General features: G+C 71.8%; 3 protein-coding genes. All 3 read right to left on the bottom strand.

The window, feature by feature from the left end; genetic code table 11:
* Positions 1-3: 3 nt before the first annotated feature.
* From OD750_RS26785 to OD750_RS26775, 3 genes are read right to left on the bottom strand one after another with little or no spacing between them, the layout of a single operon-like run.
* Positions 4-9,759, bottom strand: coding sequence for a non-ribosomal peptide synthetase (locus tag OD750_RS26785; RefSeq protein ID WP_263542565.1), 9,756 nt, complete (start codon positions 9,757-9,759; stop codon positions 4-6).
* Positions 9,756-16,187 carry a non-ribosomal peptide synthetase gene (locus OD750_RS26780; RefSeq protein ID WP_263542566.1) on the bottom strand — a complete coding sequence of 2,144 codons (6,432 nt, stop codon included), beginning with the start codon at positions 16,185-16,187 and terminating at the stop codon, positions 9,756-9,758. The genes OD750_RS26785 and OD750_RS26780 overlap by 4 nt, the downstream gene beginning before the upstream one ends.
* Positions 16,184-16,954 carry a thioesterase II family protein gene (locus OD750_RS26775; protein ID WP_263542567.1) on the bottom strand — a complete coding sequence of 257 codons (771 nt, stop codon included), beginning with the start codon at positions 16,952-16,954 and terminating at the stop codon, positions 16,184-16,186. Before OD750_RS26775 ends, OD750_RS26780 begins: the two co-directional genes overlap by 4 nt.
* Between the last annotated feature and the right edge of the window lie 10 nt (positions 16,955-16,964).

Below are 16,964 nucleotides of genomic sequence, written 5' to 3'. Positions count from 1 at the left end.
TCCCTAGAGTTCGAAAGAATCGCTGGACGCGCCAGCGCGGACGTGGTCGGTGTTGCGGGAGCCGGTGTCTTCTTCGGCGAGCAGCGCCTGCACGGTGTCGGCGTCGAGCGCCGCGACGTCGAGATACGCCTGCGCGACGGCGTCGCAGGTCGCGGGCCCGGCCGCGCGGTCGAGGAGCGCGACGAGCCCCGCGACGTTCGGATGCGCGAAGAACGCGCGCAGCGGCAGCGGCACGCGAAACGCCGATTCGAGCCGCGACGCGACGCGCACGGCGAGTAGCGACTGGCCGCCGAGCGCGAAGAAGTCGTCGTCGAGACCGACGCCGTCGACGCCGAGCTGGTCCTGCCACACCTGCGCGACGTAGCGCTCGGCCGCGCGCACCGGGGCGCGGCGCGGCGCGTACCGGCGTTGCGGCGCCGGCAGCGCGGCATGATCGAGCTTGCCGTTCGCGGTGACCGGCAGCGCGTCGAGCGCCACGAGGTGCGAGGGCACCATGTACTCGGGCAGCACGGTGCGCAGCTGCGCGCCGAGCGCGTCGAGCCATTCGTCCGACGCGACCGTCAGCGCGACGACGTAGCCCACGAGGCTGTCGTTGCGCACCGTGACGACGGCGGCCGCCACGCCGTGCAGGCGCCGCAGCTGCTGCGCGACTTCTTCCACTTCGATGCGGTAGCCGCGAATCTTCACCTGCCCGTCGCGGCGGCCGAGATAGTCGAGCTGCCCGTCGATCCAGCGCGCGATGTCGCCGGTGCGGTAGACGCGTTCGGTGCGGCCGGCCACGTCGATCTCGACGAAGCGCTCGGCCGTGAGTTCGGGCCGGTTCAAGTACCCGCGCGCGACGCCGGCACCGGCGATGCACAGCTCGCCCGGCACGCCCTCGGGCTGCACCGCGCCGTGCGCGTCGAGCACGTAGCAGCGCACGTTCGCGAGCGGCCGGCCGATCGTCGGGCGCGTGCCCTCGATGCGCGCGCAGGTCGCATCCACCGTCGTCTCGGTCGGGCCGTAGACGTTCAATGCACCGCGCGGCAGCGCCGCGATGCGCTGCCACAGATCCACGCCGATCGCCTCGCCGCCGATCACGAGCACCGGCAGATCGGTGTCGTCGCCGGCGCGTTGCAGCAGACTCTCGATCTGCAGCGGCGTCGCATCGAGCACGTCGATGCGGTGAGTCTTGAGGTAATCGAGCAGCAGCGCCGGATCGCGACGCGTGTCGGCCGACAGCAGGTGCAGGCACGCGCCGTCACCCCACGCGAGCAGCGCCTGCAGCGACGCGTCGAACGCGAACGACGCGTTCCACGCCCAGCGGCCGTCGTGCGGCACGCCGAGATCGGCCAGCCGCGCGCGCAGATCCTGCGCGAGGTTCACCGCGTGGCGGTGTTCGATCAGCACGCCTTTCGGGCGGCCGGTCGAACCCGACGTGAAGATCACGTACGCGAGGTTCGACGGCGTCACCGTCGCGACGAACGCCTCGCCGTCCGGCAGCGCGTCGAGGTCCTCGAGCGCGAACGTCCGCGCGTCGCCGGCGAACGATTCGATCGATACGCGATCGCCGATCAGCCACGGCGCGCCGGCGTCGTCGAGCAACTGCGCGAGCCGTGCCGGCGGCTGCGCCGGATCAAGCGCGACGTACGCGCCGCCCGCCTTCCATACCGCGAGCAGCGCGACCGCGAGATCGGCCGACCGCGCCGCGCAGACGCCGACCAGCACGTCCGGACCCACGCCGCCGCGGTGCAGGTGCCGCGCGAGCCGTTCGGCACGTGCGTCGAGTTGTGCGTAGGTCAGCACCGTGCCCTCGCAGACGAGCGCCGGCGCGTCGGGCGTCAAGCGCGCCTGCCGTTCGACGCGTGCGTGCAGGCAGATCGCCTCGACCGGCGCGGCGCCGCCGTCGCTCCACGATTCCACAATGCGCTTCGTCTCGCCAGCATCGAGCAGCGCGTAGCGCGACAGCGGCCGCGCGGCATCCGCGGCGATCGCATGCAAGAGCCGCTGCCACTGCGCGAACATCCGCGCGATCGTCCCGGCATCGAAGAGGTCGGCGTCGTACACGACGGCGAACGCCAGTCCGTCCGCGTGTTCCTGTGCGAACAGACTCAGTTCGAACTTCGAAGTCGCGCCCGCATGATCGAGCGGCGTCAGCGTCAGTTCGGTCAGGCGCCGCGGCGTCGCGTCAGCCGGCATACCCATCGCGAACATGATCTGGAACAGCGGCGTGTGCAGCAGGCTGCGCGACGGACGTACGCGCTCGACCACTTGTTCGAACGTCGTTTCCTGGTTCGCCTGCGCGTCGAGATTGACCGCCTTCACTTGGCCCAGCAGCTCGGCGAACGTCTGCGCCGAGCCGCAATCGACGCGCAGCGCCAGCGTGTTGACGAAGCAGCCGATCAGCGGTTCGAGCTCGCGCTCCAGACGGTTCATCACCGGCGTGCCGACGACGATGTCGTCGCTGCCCGAATGCCGCGACAGCAGCCACGCGAACGCGGCGTGCAGCACCATGAACATCGTCGCATTGTGCGCACGCGCCAGGTGCGCGAGGCCCGCGTGCACGTCCGCGCCGACGACGACGTCGCAGCGGCCGGCGCGGCGGCGCAGGCGCTCGATGCGCGGCCGGTCGAGCGGCAGGCCGTGCACGGCCGGCGCGTCGCGCAGCTGATTTTCCCAGTATGCGAGCTGGCGTTCGGCCGCCGGCTCGCGCGCGCGTTCGCGCTGCCAGTGCGCGTAGTCGCCGTACGTGATCGCAAGCGGCGCGAGCGGATCGGTCCGGCCGGCGCGCAGCGCCTCGTACGACGCGCCGAACTCGTCGGCCATCACGCGCAGCGACCATCCGTCGGCCGCGAAATGCGGCAGGCACAGCAGCAGCACGCCGTCGCGCGCCGACAGCCGCAGCCACGCGCCGCGCAGCATCAGGTCGGACGCGAGGTCGAACGACGCGCCCGCGTGGGCGCGCATGGCCTCGCTCACGCGTTCGCGCTGCGCATCGGCCGGCAGATCGGCAAGATCGACGCGCGCGAGCGCGAAGCGCACGTCGCCGAGCGGGCGCAGCGTCACGACGCCGGCATCGGCAACGACGACGCTGTGCAGCGGCGCGTGACGCTCGACGATGCGCTGCAGCGCGCGCTCGGCGACATCCGCATCGAAGTCGCCGCCGATCCGCAACGCGACGGGCATGTTGTACTGCGCGCCGTCGCCGGTCAGCCGGTCGATGAACCAGAAGCGCTCCTGCGCGAGCGACAGCGGCGTCGCCGCCGTATCGCCGCGCGGCGCGAGTTTCAGGCGCCTGCCCTGTTCCGCCGCATCGACGATTCCGGCGCAGGCGCGCAGATCGGCCGCGTCGAACAGCGCCTTGAGCGGCACGTCGACGTCGAGCGCGTGGCGGATCGCGCTGATCATGCGCATCAGCAGCAGCGAATGGCCGCCGAGCGCGAAGAAGTTCGCCGCGGCGCTCACGCTCGATGCGTCGATGTGGAAAAGTTCGGCCCAGATCGCGGCGAGCGCCTTTTCGGTGTCGCTCGCCGGCGCGACGTACGGCCGCCGCGTGTCGCTCGTATCGGGCGCCGGCAGCGCGGCATGATCGAGCTTGCCGTTCGCGGTGACCGGCAGCGCGTCGAGCGCCACGAGATGCGAGGGCACCATGTACTCGGGCAGCACGGTGCGCAGCTGCGCGCCGAGCGCGTCGAGCCATTCGTCCGACGCGACCGTCAGCGCGACGACGTAGCCCACGAGGCTGTCGTTGCGCACCGTGACGACGGCGGCCGCCACGCCGTGCAGGCGCCGCAGCTGCTGCGCGACTTCTTCCACTTCGATGCGGTAGCCGCGAATCTTCACCTGCCCGTCGCGGCGGCCGAGATAGTCGAGCTGCCCGTCGATCCAGCGCGCGATGTCGCCGGTGCGGTAGACGCGTTCGGTACGGCCGGCCACATCGATCTCGACGAAGCGCTCGGCCGTGAGTTCGGGCCGGTTCAAATACCCGCGCGCGACGCCGGCACCGGCGATGTACAGCTCGCCCGGCACGCCTTCGGGCTGCACCGCGCCGTGCGCGTCGAGCACGTAGCAGCGCACGTTCGCGAGCGGCCGGCCGATCGTCGGGCGTGTGCCTTCGATGCGCGCGCAGGTCGCGTCCACCGTCGTCTCGGTCGGGCCGTAGACGTTCAGTGCACCGCGCGGCAATGCCGCGATGCGCTGCCACAGATCCACGCCGATCGCCTCGCCGCCGATCACGAGCACCGGCATATCGGTGTCGTCGCCGGCGCGTTGCAGCAGACTCTCGATCTGCAGCGGCGTCGCATCGAGCACGTCGATGCGGTGAGTCTTGAGGTAATCGAGCAGCAGCGCCGGATCGCGCCGCGTGTCCGCCGACAGCAGGTGCAGGCACGCGCCGTCGCCCCACGCGAGCAGCGCCTGCAGCGACGCGTCGAACGCGAACGAGGCATTCCACGCCCAGCGGCCGTCGGGCGGCACGCCGAGATCGGCCAGCCGCGCGCGCAGGTCCTGCGCGAGGTTCACCGCGTGGCGGTGTTCGATCAGCACGCCTTTCGGGCGGCCCGTCGAACCCGACGTGAAGATCACGTACGCGAGGTTCGACGGCGTCACCGTCGCGACGAACGCCTCGCCGTCCGGCAGCGCGTCGAGGTCTTCGAGCGCGAACGTCCGCGCGTCGCCCGCGAACGATTCGATCGATACGCGATCGCCGATCAGCCACGGCGCGCCGGCATCGTCGAGCAACTGCGCGAGCCGCGCCGGCGGCTGCGCCGGATCGAGCGCGACGTACGCGCCGCCGGCCTTCCACACCGCGAGCAGCGCGACCGCGAGATCGGCCGACCGCGCCGCGCAGACGCCGACCAGCACGTCCGGACCCACGCCGCCGCGATGCAGGTGCCGCGCGAGCCGTTCGGCCCGTGCGTCGAGCTGCGCGTAGGTCAGCACCGTGCCCTCGCAGACGAGCGCCGGCGCGTCGGGCGTCAAGCGCGCCTGCCGTTCGACGCGCGCGTGCAGGCAGATCGGCTCGATCGGCGCGGCGCCGCCGTCGCTCCACTCGTCCACGATGCGCTGCTGCTCATTCGCATCGAGCAGCGCGTAGCGCGACAGCGGCCGCGCGGCATCCGCGGCGATCGCATGCAAGAGCCGCTGCCACTGCGCGAACATCCGCGCGATCGTCCCGGCATCGAAGAGGTCGGCGTCGTATTCGACACCGAACCGCAGATCGTCGCCGGACTCCTGCGCGAACAGGCTCAGTTCGAACTTCGCGCGCGCGTTCGGATGATCGATCGGCGAAAACTCGAGGCCGTCGGGACGCCACGCATCGGCCGGCCGCGACGTCAGACCCATGCTGAACATGATCTGGAACAGCGGCGCGTGCAGCACGTTGCGCTCGGGCCGCAGGCGTTCGACGATCTGTTCGAACGGGGTTTCCTGGTTCGCCTGCGCGTCGAGATTGACCGCCTTCACCTGGCCCAGCAGCTCGGCGAACGTCTGCGCCGCGCCGCAGTCGACGCGCAGCGCCAGCGTGTTGACGAAGCAGCCGATCAGCGGTTCGAGCTCGCGCTCCAGACGGTTCATCACCGGCGTGCCGACGACGATGTCGTCGCTGCCCGAATGCCGCGACAGCAGCCACGCGAACGCGGCGTGCAGCACCATGAACAACGTGCAGCCGTGCTCGAGCGCGAGGCGCCTCAGATCGGCGTACAGCGCGCGGTCGGCGCCGAACTCGTGCCAGCCGGCGCGGTGCGCGCCGCCCTGGGCGCGCGGACGGTCGAGCGGCAGGCCATGCACGGCCGGCAGGCCGCTCAACCGGCGGACCCACTTGTCGAGCCGGCCCTGCGCGTCGGGTTCGCGCTGCCGCTCGCGCTGCCAGTCGACATAGTCGGCGTAGACGACGCGCAGCGGCGCGAGCGGATCGGGCGCGCCGCGGCGCATCGCCTGATACGCCGCGGCGAACTCGTGCTGCATCACGCGCAGCGACCAGCCGTCGGCGGCGATGTGCGGCGTGCACAGGAGCAGCACGCCGTCGCGCGCCGACAGGCGCAGCCATGTGCCGCGCAGCATCAGGTCGCTCGCAAGATCGAACGGCGCGTCGGCGTTCGCACGCAGCGCCGCCTGCACGCGCGCGTGCCGCGCGTCGTCCGGCAGATCGGCAAGATCCTCGCGCGCGAGCGCGAAGCGCGTGTCGCCGCGCGGACGCTGCACCAGTCCGCGTGCGGGATCGTCGACGACGACGCTATGCAGCGGCGCATGCCGCTCGACGATGCGCTGCAGCGCGCGCTCGGCGATGTCGGCATCGAAATCGCCGGCGACCCGCAGCGCGGTCGGAATGTTGTACTGCGCGCCGTCGCCGGTCAGGCGGTCGACGAACCAGAAGCGTTCCTGCGCGAGCGACAGCGCGCACTCGGGTCGCTCGCGCGTCCGCGCGACGAGCCTTGCGCGCGGCGTCGACGCGGCGCCGATCCGATCGACGACCGCGGCGCTCGCGCGCAGGTCGGCCGCGTCGAACAGCGACTTCACCGGCACGTCGACCCCGAGCGCGTGGCGTATCGCGCTGATCATGCGCATCAGCAGCAGCGAATGGCCGCCGAGCGCGAAGAAGTTCGCCGCGGCGCTCACGCTCGATGCGTCGATGTGGAAAAGTTCGGCCCAGATCGCGGCGAGCGCCTTTTCGGTATCGCTCGCCGGCGCGACGTACGGGCAGCGCGCGTCGGTCGTGTCCGGGGCCGGCAGCGCGGCGTGGTCGAGCTTGCCGTTCGCGGTGACCGGCAGCGCATCGAGCGCGACGAGCTGCGACGGCACCATGTATTCGGGCAGCAGCGTGCGCAATTGCGCGCTCAGCCGATCGAGCCACGGCGGCGCCGCCGTCGCCGGCGCGTCCGGCACGACGTAGCCGACCAGGCGCTCGTTGCGCGCGACGACGACCGCGGCGGCGACGCCGCTCATGCCGCGCAGCGGGTGCGCCACTTCTTCGGTTTCGATGCGGAACCCGCGAATCTTCACCTGCCCGTCGCGACGGCCGAGATAGTCGAGCTGCCCGCCGATCCAGCGCGCGATGTCGCCGGTGCGGTAGACGCGTTCGGTACGGCCGGCCACGTCGATCTCGACGAACCGCTCGGCCGTGAGTTCGGGCCGGTTGAGATAGCCGCGTCCGACGCCGGCGCCGGCGATGCACAGCTCGCCCGGCACGCCCTCGGGCTGCACCGCGCCGTGCGCGTCGAGCACGTAGCAGCGCACGTTCACGAGCGGCCGGCCGATCGTCGGGCGCGTGCCCTCGATGCGCGCGCACGTCGCATCGACCGTCGCCTCGGTCGGACCGTAGACGTTGAGCGAAACCCGCGGCAGCGCCGCGATGCGCTGCCACAGATCGACGCCGATCGCCTCGCCGCCGATCACGAGCACCGGCAGATCGGTGTCGTCGCCGGCGCGTTGCAGCAGACTCTCGATCTGCAGCGGCGTCGCATCGAGCACGTCGATGCGGTGAGTCTTGAGGTAGTCGAGCAGCAGCGTCGGATCGCGCCGCGTGTCGGCCGACAGCAGGTGCAGGCACGCGCCGTCGCCCCAGGCGAGCAACGCCTTGAGCGACGCGTCGAATGCGAACGAGGCGTTCCACGCCCAGCGGCAGTCGCCGGGCACGCCGCTGCCGGCCAGCAGCGTGCGCAGGTTCTGCGCGAGATTCACCGCGTGGCGATGTTCGATCAGCACGCCTTTCGGCCGGCCGGTCGAACCCGACGTGAAGATCACGTACGCGAGGTTCGACGGCGTCACCGTCGCGGTGAACGCCTCGCCGTCCGGCAGCGCGTCGAGGTCTTCGAGCGCGAACGTCCGCGCGTCGCCGGCGAACGATTCGATCGCCGCGCGATCGCCGATCAGCCACGGGGCGCCGGCATCGTCGAGCAACTGCGCGAGGCGCGCCGGCGGCTGCGCCGGATCGAGCGCGACGTAAGCGCCGCCGGCCTTCCACACCGCGAGTATCGCGACGCCGAGGCCGATCGAGCGTTCGGCGCAAAGGCCGACGGGCACGTCCGGCCCCACGCCGCCGCGATGCAGGTGCCGCGCGAGCCGCTCGGCGCGCGCGTCGAGTTGCGCATAGGTCAGCACCGTGCCGTCGCAGACGAACGCCGGCGCGTCGGGCGTCAATCGCGCCTGGCGCTCGAAGCGCGCGCCGAGGCAGATCGCCTCGACCGGCGCCGTACCGCCGTCGCACCACGCGTCCACGACGGATTTCTGTTCGGCGGCGTCGAGCAGCGCATAGTGCGACAGCGGCCGTACGGGGTCCGCGGCGATCGCGCGCAAGAGGCGCTGCCACTGCGCGAACATGCGCACGATCGTCGCGGCGTCGAAAAGATCGGCGTCGTATTCCACGCCGAACTGCAGGTCGCCTTCGTGTTCCTGCGCGTAGAAGCTGATCTCGAACTTCGCCGTCGCGCCTTCGTACTTGAGCGGCGTGAGCTGCGGGCCGTCGGCCTTGCGATGGGCCGCCTCCTTCGGCATGCCCATGCTGAACATGATCTGGAACACCGGCGTGTGCAGCAGGCTGCGCGCCGGGCGCACGCGCTCGACCACCTGGCCGAACGTGATTTCCTGGTTCGCCTGCGCGTCGAGATTGACGGCCTTCACCTGTTGCAGCAGCTCGGTGAACGTCTGCGCCGCGTCGCAGTCGACGCGCAGCGCCAGCGTGTTGACGAAGCAGCCGATCAGCGGTTCGAGTTCGCGTTCGAGCCGGTTGAGCACCGGCGTGCCGACGACGATGTCGTCGCTGCCCGAATGCCGCGACAGCAGCAGCGCGAACGCCGCGTGCAGCACCATGAACAGCGTGCTGCCGCGCTCGAGCGCGAGGCGCTTGAGGTCCGCGTACAGCGCGCGTTCGACGCGGAAGTCGTGCCAGCCGGCGCGATGCGGCAGATCGGCGGCGCGCGGCCGGTCGAGCGGCAGGCCGTGCGCGGCCGGCGCGTCGCGCAGCCGGTCTTCCCACCAGGCGAGCTGGCGCTCGACCGACGGTTCGCGCAGGCGCTCGCGCTGCCATTGCGCGTAGTCGGCGTAGGTGACCGCGAGCGGCCCGAACGGCGCGGGCCGGCCGTGTTCGATCGCGCCGTACCACGCGACGAATTCCTTCTCCATGACGAGAAACGACCAGCCGTCGGACGCGATGTGCGGCGTGCACAGCAGCAGCACGCTGTCGCGGTCACCGACGCGGATGAACGTGCCGCGCAACATCAGGTCGCGCGCGAGGTCGAACGCGCGGTGCGCGTTCGCGAGCATGCATTCGCGGATGCGCGCCTCCTGCGCGTCGGGCGCCAGATCGGCGACGTCGACGCGCTCGAGCGCGAAGCGCACGTCGTCGCGCGCGCGCTGCAGCAGGCCCAGCGCCGGGTCGTCGACGATGACGCTGTGCAGCGGGCCGTGCCGCTCGACGATGCGCTGCAGCGCCTGTTCGGCGACATCGGCCTTGAAGTCGCCCCGGATTCGCAGCGCGATCGGCATGTTGTACTGCGCGCCGTCGCCGGTCAGCCGGTCGATGAACCAGAAACGCTCCTGCGCGAGCGACAGCGGATCGCCGGCCGCGCCGCGCGCGCGCGGCGTCGGACCGCGGCGGTGGCCGGCTGCCGCGGTCTGCGCGAGCAGCGCGACGATGCCGGCCTTGTTCGCGCCGATGAACGCGGCGAGTTCGGCGTCGATCGCGCCCTTCGGCGCGCGCGTGCGCAGCGCACCGTCCTCGACGTGGAAGCGGATGCCGCGGTCGGCCGCGGCGCGCAGCGTGGCGGCGATGGCCTCGGTACTCACCACTGCATCTCCTCGAGCGATTCGTCGGCGAGCGCCGATTCGCGGCGCATCGCGTCGACGACATCGGCGCAGGCGCGCAGGTCGGCCGCGTCGAACAGCGCCTTGAGCGGCACGTCGACGTCGAGCGCGTGGCGGATCGCGCTGATCATGCGCATCAGCAGCAGCGAATGGCCGCCGAGCGCGAAGAAGTTCGCCGCGGCGCTCACGCTCGATGCGTCGATGTGGAAAAGTTCGGCCCAGATCGCGGCGAGCGCCTTTTCGGTGTCGCTCGCCGGCGCGACGTACGGCCGCCGCGTGTCGCTCGTATCGGGCGCCGGCAGCGCGGCATGATCGAGCTTGCCGTTCGCGGTGGTCGGCAGCGCGTCGAGCGCCACGAGGTGCGAGGGCACCATGTACTCGGGCAGCACGGTGCGCAGCTGCGCGCCGAGCGCGTCGAGCCATTCGTCCGACGCGACCGTCAGCGCGACGACGTAGCCCACGAGGCTGTCGTTGCGCATCGTGACGACGGCGGCCGCCACGCCGTGCAGGCGCCGCAGCTGCTGCGCGACTTCTTCCACTTCGATGCGGTAGCCGCGAATCTTCACCTGCCCGTCGCGGCGGCCGAGATAGTCGAGCTGCCCGTCGATCCAGCGCGCGATGTCGCCGGTGCGGTAGACGCGTTCGGTGCGGCCGGCCACGTCGATCTCGACGAAGCGCTCGGCCGTGAGTTCGGGCCGGTTCAAATACCCGCGCGCGACGCCGGCACCGGCGATGCACAGCTCGCCCGGCACGCCTTCGGGCTGCACCGCGCCGTGCGCGTCGAGCACGTAGCAGCGCACGTTCGCGAGCGGCCGGCCGATCGTCGGGCGTGTGCCTTCGATGCGCGCGCAGGTCGCGTCCACCGTCGTCTCGGTCGGGCCGTAGACGTTCAGTGCACCGCGCGGCAATGCCGCGATGCGCTGCCACAGATCCACGCCGATCGCCTCGCCGCCGATCACGAGCACCGGCAGATCGGTGTCGTCGCCGGCGCGTTGCAGCAGACTCTCGATCTGCAGCGGCGTCGCATCGAGCACGTCGATGCGGTGAGTCTTGAGGTAATCGAGCAGCAGCGCCGGATCGCGCCGCGTGTCCGCCGACAGCAGGTGCAGGCACGCGCCGTCGCCCCACGCGAGCAGCGCCTGCAGCGACGCGTCGAACGCGAACGAGGCATTCCACGCCCAGCGGCCGTCGGGCGGCACGCCGAGATCGGCCAGCCGCGCGCGCAGATCCTGCGCGAGATTCACCGCGTGGCGGTGTTCGATCAGCACGCCTTTCGGCCGGCCGGTCGAACCCGACGTGAAGATCACGTAGGCGAGGTTCGACGGCGTCACGGTCTCGGCGAACGCCTCGCCGTCCGGCAGCGCGTCGAGGTCTTCGAGCGCGAACGTCCGCGCGTCGCCGGCGAACGATTCGATCGATACGCGATCGCCGATCAGCCACGGCGCGCCGGCATCGTCGAGCAACTGCGCAAGCCGTGCGGGCGGCTGCACCGGATCGAGCGCGACGTACGCGCCGCCCGCCTTCCACACCGCGAGCAGCGCGACCGCGAGATCGGCCGACCGCGCCGCGCAGACGCCGACCAGCACGTCCGGACCCACGCCGCCGCGATGCAGGTGCCGCGCGAGCCGTTCGGCGCGCGCATCGAGCTGTGCGTAGGTCAGCACCGTGCTCTCGCAGACGAGCGCCGGCGCGTCGGGCGTCAAGCGCGCCTGCCGTTCGACGCGCGCGTGCAGGCAGATCGGCTCGATCGGCGCGGCGCCGCCGTCGCTCCACTCGTCCACAATGGTCTTTTGCTCTTCGGCGCTCGTCATCGACGGCACCGCGTCGGCGTCGTGCGCGACGCCGCGCAGCAGCACGGCATACCGGTCGGCGAGTCGCTCGATCGCGTCCGCGTCGTATTCATCGGCGGGGTACTCCCATTCGCAGGCGATGCCGCCGGCGTCTTCGCGCAGGCTCAGCGACAGGCGGAACTTCGCGTCCTGCGCGCCGCGCGGCAGCGCGTCGACACGCGCGCCCGGAAACGCGGCCGGCAGCTCGTCGGCGTTTTCGAGCACGAAGCTGACGTCGAACGCCGACGGTCCGGCGCCGCCGTCGCGCAGGTCGCGCACGACGCGGTCGAACGGCACGTGGCGGTGCGCGTAGGCGCCGAGCGCCGCGGTGCGCACGATCTCGAGCGCGTCGGCGAAGCGCACGGCACCGGCGAGCTCGCAGCGCACGACCACGGTGTTGACGAAGAAGCCGATCAACGGTTCGAGCGCTTCGTGCGAGCGGCCCGAAATCGGCGTGCCGACCGCGATGTCGGTACGGCCGCCGCAGCGCGCGAGGAGCCACTGGAACGCGGCGAGACAGACGATGAACAGCGTCGCGTCGCGACCGCGCGCCACGCGCACGAGGCCGTCGCGCAGCGCCGCGTCGTAGCGGCGCTCGACACGGCCGGCGCGCGCCGTACCGGTACGTGCGCCGTGGCGCCGCGGCGCGAACTCGATCGGTTCGGGCGCGTCGCGCAGCCGCTCGCGCCAGTAGGCCACCGAGTTCTCGTACGCGGCCCCGGCTGCCTGCCGGCGCTGCCAGTGCGCGTAGTCGCCGAACTGGATCGGCAGCGGCGCCGGTGCCGGTTCGCGGCCGGCGGCGAACGCGGCGTAGCCCGCCGACAGCTCGCGCACGAGCACCGTCAACGACCACGCGTCGGTCACGATGTGGTGCCAGTTGAACAGCAGCACGGTGTCGTCATCGGCACAGCGCACGGCGCCGACGCGCAGCACGGGGCCATGGCGCAGGTCGAACGGCTGCGCGGCGTCGTGCGCGATCAGTACGTGCAGTCGTTCCTCGCGCCGCGCGTGATCGAGTTCGCGCAGATCGTGCGCGACGACGCGCACCGGCCGCTGCGCGCACACGATCTGCTGCGGTTCGCCGTCGTCGTCGACGAACGCCGTGCGCAGAATCTCGTGGCGCGCGACGAGCGCGTCGATGCTCGCCTGCAGCGCGTCGAGATCGAACGCACCGGCGATGCGCAGCGCGCTCGGGCTGTTGTACGCCGACGACGCCGGGTCGAGCCGATACAGAAACCACAGCCGCTCCTGCTCGAACGACAGCGGGAAGCGCGCGTCGGCGCCGGCCGGCCGCGGTTGCGCGGCGATCGGCTCGGCGTGCACGCCGCCGTCGGCGTCGCGGATCGACGCGATCGTGCGCGCAAGACGCGCGACCGTCGGCGCGTCGAACGCCTGCGCGAGCGTGACGTCGACGCCGAACACGCGCCGCACGCGCGACAGCAGGCGGATCAAGAGCAGCGAGTGGCCGCCCAGATCGAAGAAATTGTCGTGCGCGCCGACGTTCGGCACGCCGAGCACCTGCGCCCACACGGCCGCGAGCAGCGCCTGCTCCGGATCGAGCGGGGCGGCCGACGACGACGCGGCGCCGTCGTCGCGCGCGGCGAGCGCGGCGCGGTCGATCTTGCCGTTCACCGTCACCGGCAAGTGCGGCAGCAGCGCGACGACCGACGGCTGCATCGGTGCCGGCAGGCGCGTGCGCAGCCACTCTCGCACCGCGGCGGCATCGAGCGACGCGACCGGGCGGGCGACGACGAACGCGGCGAGCCGGCGCGTCGTTTCGTCGCCCTGCACGACGACGGCTGCCTGAGCGACGTCGGCATGGCGCAGCAGCGCGCCTTCGATTTCCGCCAGTTCGATGCGGTGGCCCGCGAGCTTCACCTGCCCGTCGCGACGGCCGGCGAATTCGAGCGAGCCGTCGTCGAGCCAGCGTACGAAGTCGCCGGTGCGATACATGCGCGCGTCGGGCCGGCCGTCGAACGGATCGGCGACGAAGCGCTGCGCGGTGAGTTCGGGCGCGCCGTCGTAGCCGAGCGCGACGCTCGGGCCGCCGATGAAGAGTTCGCCGTACAGACCCGGCGCGACCGGCTGCCCGTGCGCGTCGAGCACGTACGCGCGCACGCCGGGATACGGACGGCCGATCGGCAGCGACAGGCGCCGCTGCGGATCGGGCAGCCGCTCGAGTTCGGCGGCGGTCACGCTGACCGTGGTTTCGGTCGGGCCGTACGTGTTGACGAGGCGTACCGCGTCGCCCGCGGCCTCGTGCCAGCGCGCGAGCGCCGACGGCAGCGCCGCCTCGCCGCCGATGACCACGAGGCGCGCCGCGGTCGGCAGCCGTGCCGCGACGGGCGGCTGCAGCGCGTCGACCACCTCGTGCCACAGCGCGGTCGGCAGGTTCAGCACGCTGATGTCGCGCCGTTCGGCCTCTTCGAGAAAGCGCTGCGCGGATCCCGCGGCGTTCGCGTCGGCGAACGCGAGGCACGCGCCGCTCGCGAGCGCCGGAAAGATTTCCTCGGCGCTCGTGTCGAAACCGATCGATGCGAACTGCAGCACGCGATCGTTGCTGCGCAGGTTGAACACGGTCGATGCGCCGCGGACGAACGCGAGCAGCGCGCCGTGGCTGATCAGCACGCCCTTGGGCCGACCCGACGTGCCCGATGTGTAGACGATGTAGGCGACGTCGCCGGCGCGCGGTGCCGGCGGCATCGCGCCGTCGGTCGCTTCGGCGAGCGCGTCTTCGATCGCGACGAGCGAAACGGGCCGCGCGACCGGCCAGCGCGATGCGAGCGAGCGTGTCGTCAGCACCGTGGCGACCGACGCCGCGTCGACCATGTCGTCGAGGCGCGCGTCGTTGAGCGCGGGATCGAGCGGCACGTAGGTCGCGCCGGCCTTCATCACGCCGATCAGCGCGACGACGTACGCCGCCCCGCGCGAAAAGTACAGGCCCACGCGGTCGCCGCGGCCGATGCCGCGCGCGGCGAGCCGCCGCGCCAGCGCGTCGGTACGCCGCGCGAGCGTCGCGTAGTCGACGCGTTCGCCCGCGTCGTCGAGCGCGCAGTGCCCGGGATGGCTGCGACTGCGCGCGTCGATCAGATCGAGCACGCTCGCGCTCGCACCGGCGCCCTCGACCGCGACGGCCGGCACATTCCACTCGTGGACGATGCGATGTTTCTCGTCGGCGTCGAGCAGATCGAGCGTGTCGAGCGCCTGCGCCGGCCGCTCGACGATGCGCTTGAGCAGCATCTGGTAGCGCGCCTCGATGTTCCTGATCGCGCCTTCGGAAAACAGATCGGTGTCGTATTCGAACGAACCGACGAGGCGGTCCTGTTCCTTGCTGAGGTTGAAGTTGAGGTCGAGCTTGGCCGAGCCCGCGTCGCCGGGCAGCAGCGTCACGAGGTCGAGTACCAGCGCCGGCCACGGCGTGTTCTGGAAATCGAAGCCGGCCTGGAACGGCAGGCCCCGATCGCTGCCGCGCGCGGGACGTACGTGTTCGATGATCGTCGTCAGCGACGTCGCGGAATGCTCGTAGTCGGCCAGGCAGTTTTCGCGCACGTGCCGCAGGAGGTCGACGAAGCTGCCGCCGCGATCGCATCGCGCGCGCATCGGCAGCACGTCGGAGAACAGCCCCAGCATGTTGCGGTAGTCCTTGTCGTCGCGATTGGACGTGCTGACGCCGAGCACGATGTCCGAGGCGTCGCAGATCCGCGCGAGCAGCGCGTAGAACGTCGCGAGCATCGTCATGAAGCCGGTCGCGCCGTGCAGGTTGCCGAGCGCGGTCAGGCGCCGCGACACCTCCAGCGGAATCCGAAAGCCGTGCAGCGCGCCGCGAAACGCGGCATTCGCCGTGCGCCTGAACTGCACCGGCAGGTTCAACGCGGCCGGCGCGCCCTCGAGGCGGCGCTTCCAGTAGTCGACGTGACCGGCCGCCGCGGCGCGCGCCGCGGGCGTGCGCATGCGCTCGACGTAGTCGCGGTAGGTGACGGGCAGCGGGTCGAAGTCGACCGTGCGACCGCGGCCGTGCACGACGAACGACTTCGCGAAATCCTTGAGGAACACGCCGATCGACCAGCCGTCCATGACGATGTGGTGGAACGTCGCGACCAGCACGTGCAGCTCGTCCGAGACGCGCAGCAGGCTGAAGCGAAACAGCGGCCCCGCGGCGAGATCGAACGCGCGCGACGCCTGCTCGCCGCAGCGCGCGAGCGCGACGGCCTGCCAGTTTGCGCCGGCCTCGCCGATGTCGTGCATCGGCAGATCGACGTCGACGGCATCGAGCACGCGCTGCGCCGGTTCGGCGTCGCCGGCCTCGAACACCGTGCGCAGCGCCGGATGGCGCGCGACGACGTCGGCGAGCATACGCGCGATCAGCGCGCGCGCGTCGGGCAGCCGGCCGTGCAGGCAGAACGCGAGCGGCATGTTGTAGGCGGTGTTGTCGGGCGCGAGGTTCTGCTGCAGCCACATGCCGATCTGCGCGGGCGACAGCGGCCACGATCCCGACTTGCGTTCGCGCGCCTTGAGCAGCCCGGCGATGAGCTCGCGCCGGGCGTCTTCGGACAGGCCTTCGAGCGTCCTGCGTGCGTTCATGCGACCTCGCGTCCCTGGCCCAGGCGCGCAAGTTCCGGCCGCATGCAGCCGATGAGCTCGGCCTTGCGCTCGCGCAGGTAGAAATGCCCGCCGTCGAAAACGCGCAGCGAGAACGACAGCGACGCGAGCTGCCGCCACGCTTCCAGGCGATGGCGGTCGACGCGGATGTCGTGGCTGCCGCCGAACACGGTCATCGGGCAGCGGCTCGGTGCGTCGGCGCGAAAGCGATAGGTTTCGCACGCGGTGAAGTCGGCGCGCAGGATCGGCAGCGCGTAGCGCACGAGTTCGGTCTCCTTGAGCACCTCGGCCGGAAACCCGTTGAGGCGCACCAGCGCCTTGAAGAATTCGCGGCTCGGCAGATCGTGGATGCGGCACGGCTCGGGCAGGTGCGGCGCGCCGGCCGCCGACAGAAACAGATGCTGCGGTCGCTGCGCGCGCGGCGCCAGGCGGCGCGCCACTTCGAAGCCGACGTACGCGCCCATGCTGTGTCCGAAGAACGCGAACGGCAGGTCGTCGCGTTCGGCGATCTCGTCGACGAGCGTCTGCGCGAGTTCGCCCAGGTCGCGCGAGAGCGGCTCGCCGGCCCGGCACTCGCGGCCGGGATAGACGACGCCGACGAGCTCGACCGCGTCGGACATCAGCGCCGGCCAGTCGTTGAAGATCGACGGCCCCGAACCCGCGTACGGAAAGCAGAACAGCCGCACGCGCGCGCCGGGAGCGCGACGGATCACGCGCAGCGCGCGCCCTTGCCGATGGATCGACTGCATCTTCCCCTCC

The organism is Tahibacter soli (genome assembly GCF_025717065.2).
Lineage (GTDB): Bacteria > Pseudomonadota > Gammaproteobacteria > Xanthomonadales > Rhodanobacteraceae > Tahibacter > Tahibacter soli.
This window is presented reverse-complemented; position numbering and strand designations above follow the sequence as displayed.

Excerpts from the sequence above, each read along its gene's own strand:
- OD750_RS26775 (WP_263542567.1), bottom strand. The coding sequence starts at position 16,954 with ATGCAGTCGATCCATCGGCAAGGGCGCGCGCTGCGCGTGATCCGTCGC.
- OD750_RS26780 (WP_263542566.1), bottom strand. The coding sequence starts at position 16,187 with ATGAACGCACGCAGGACGCTCGAAGGCCTGTCCGAAGACGCCCGGCGC.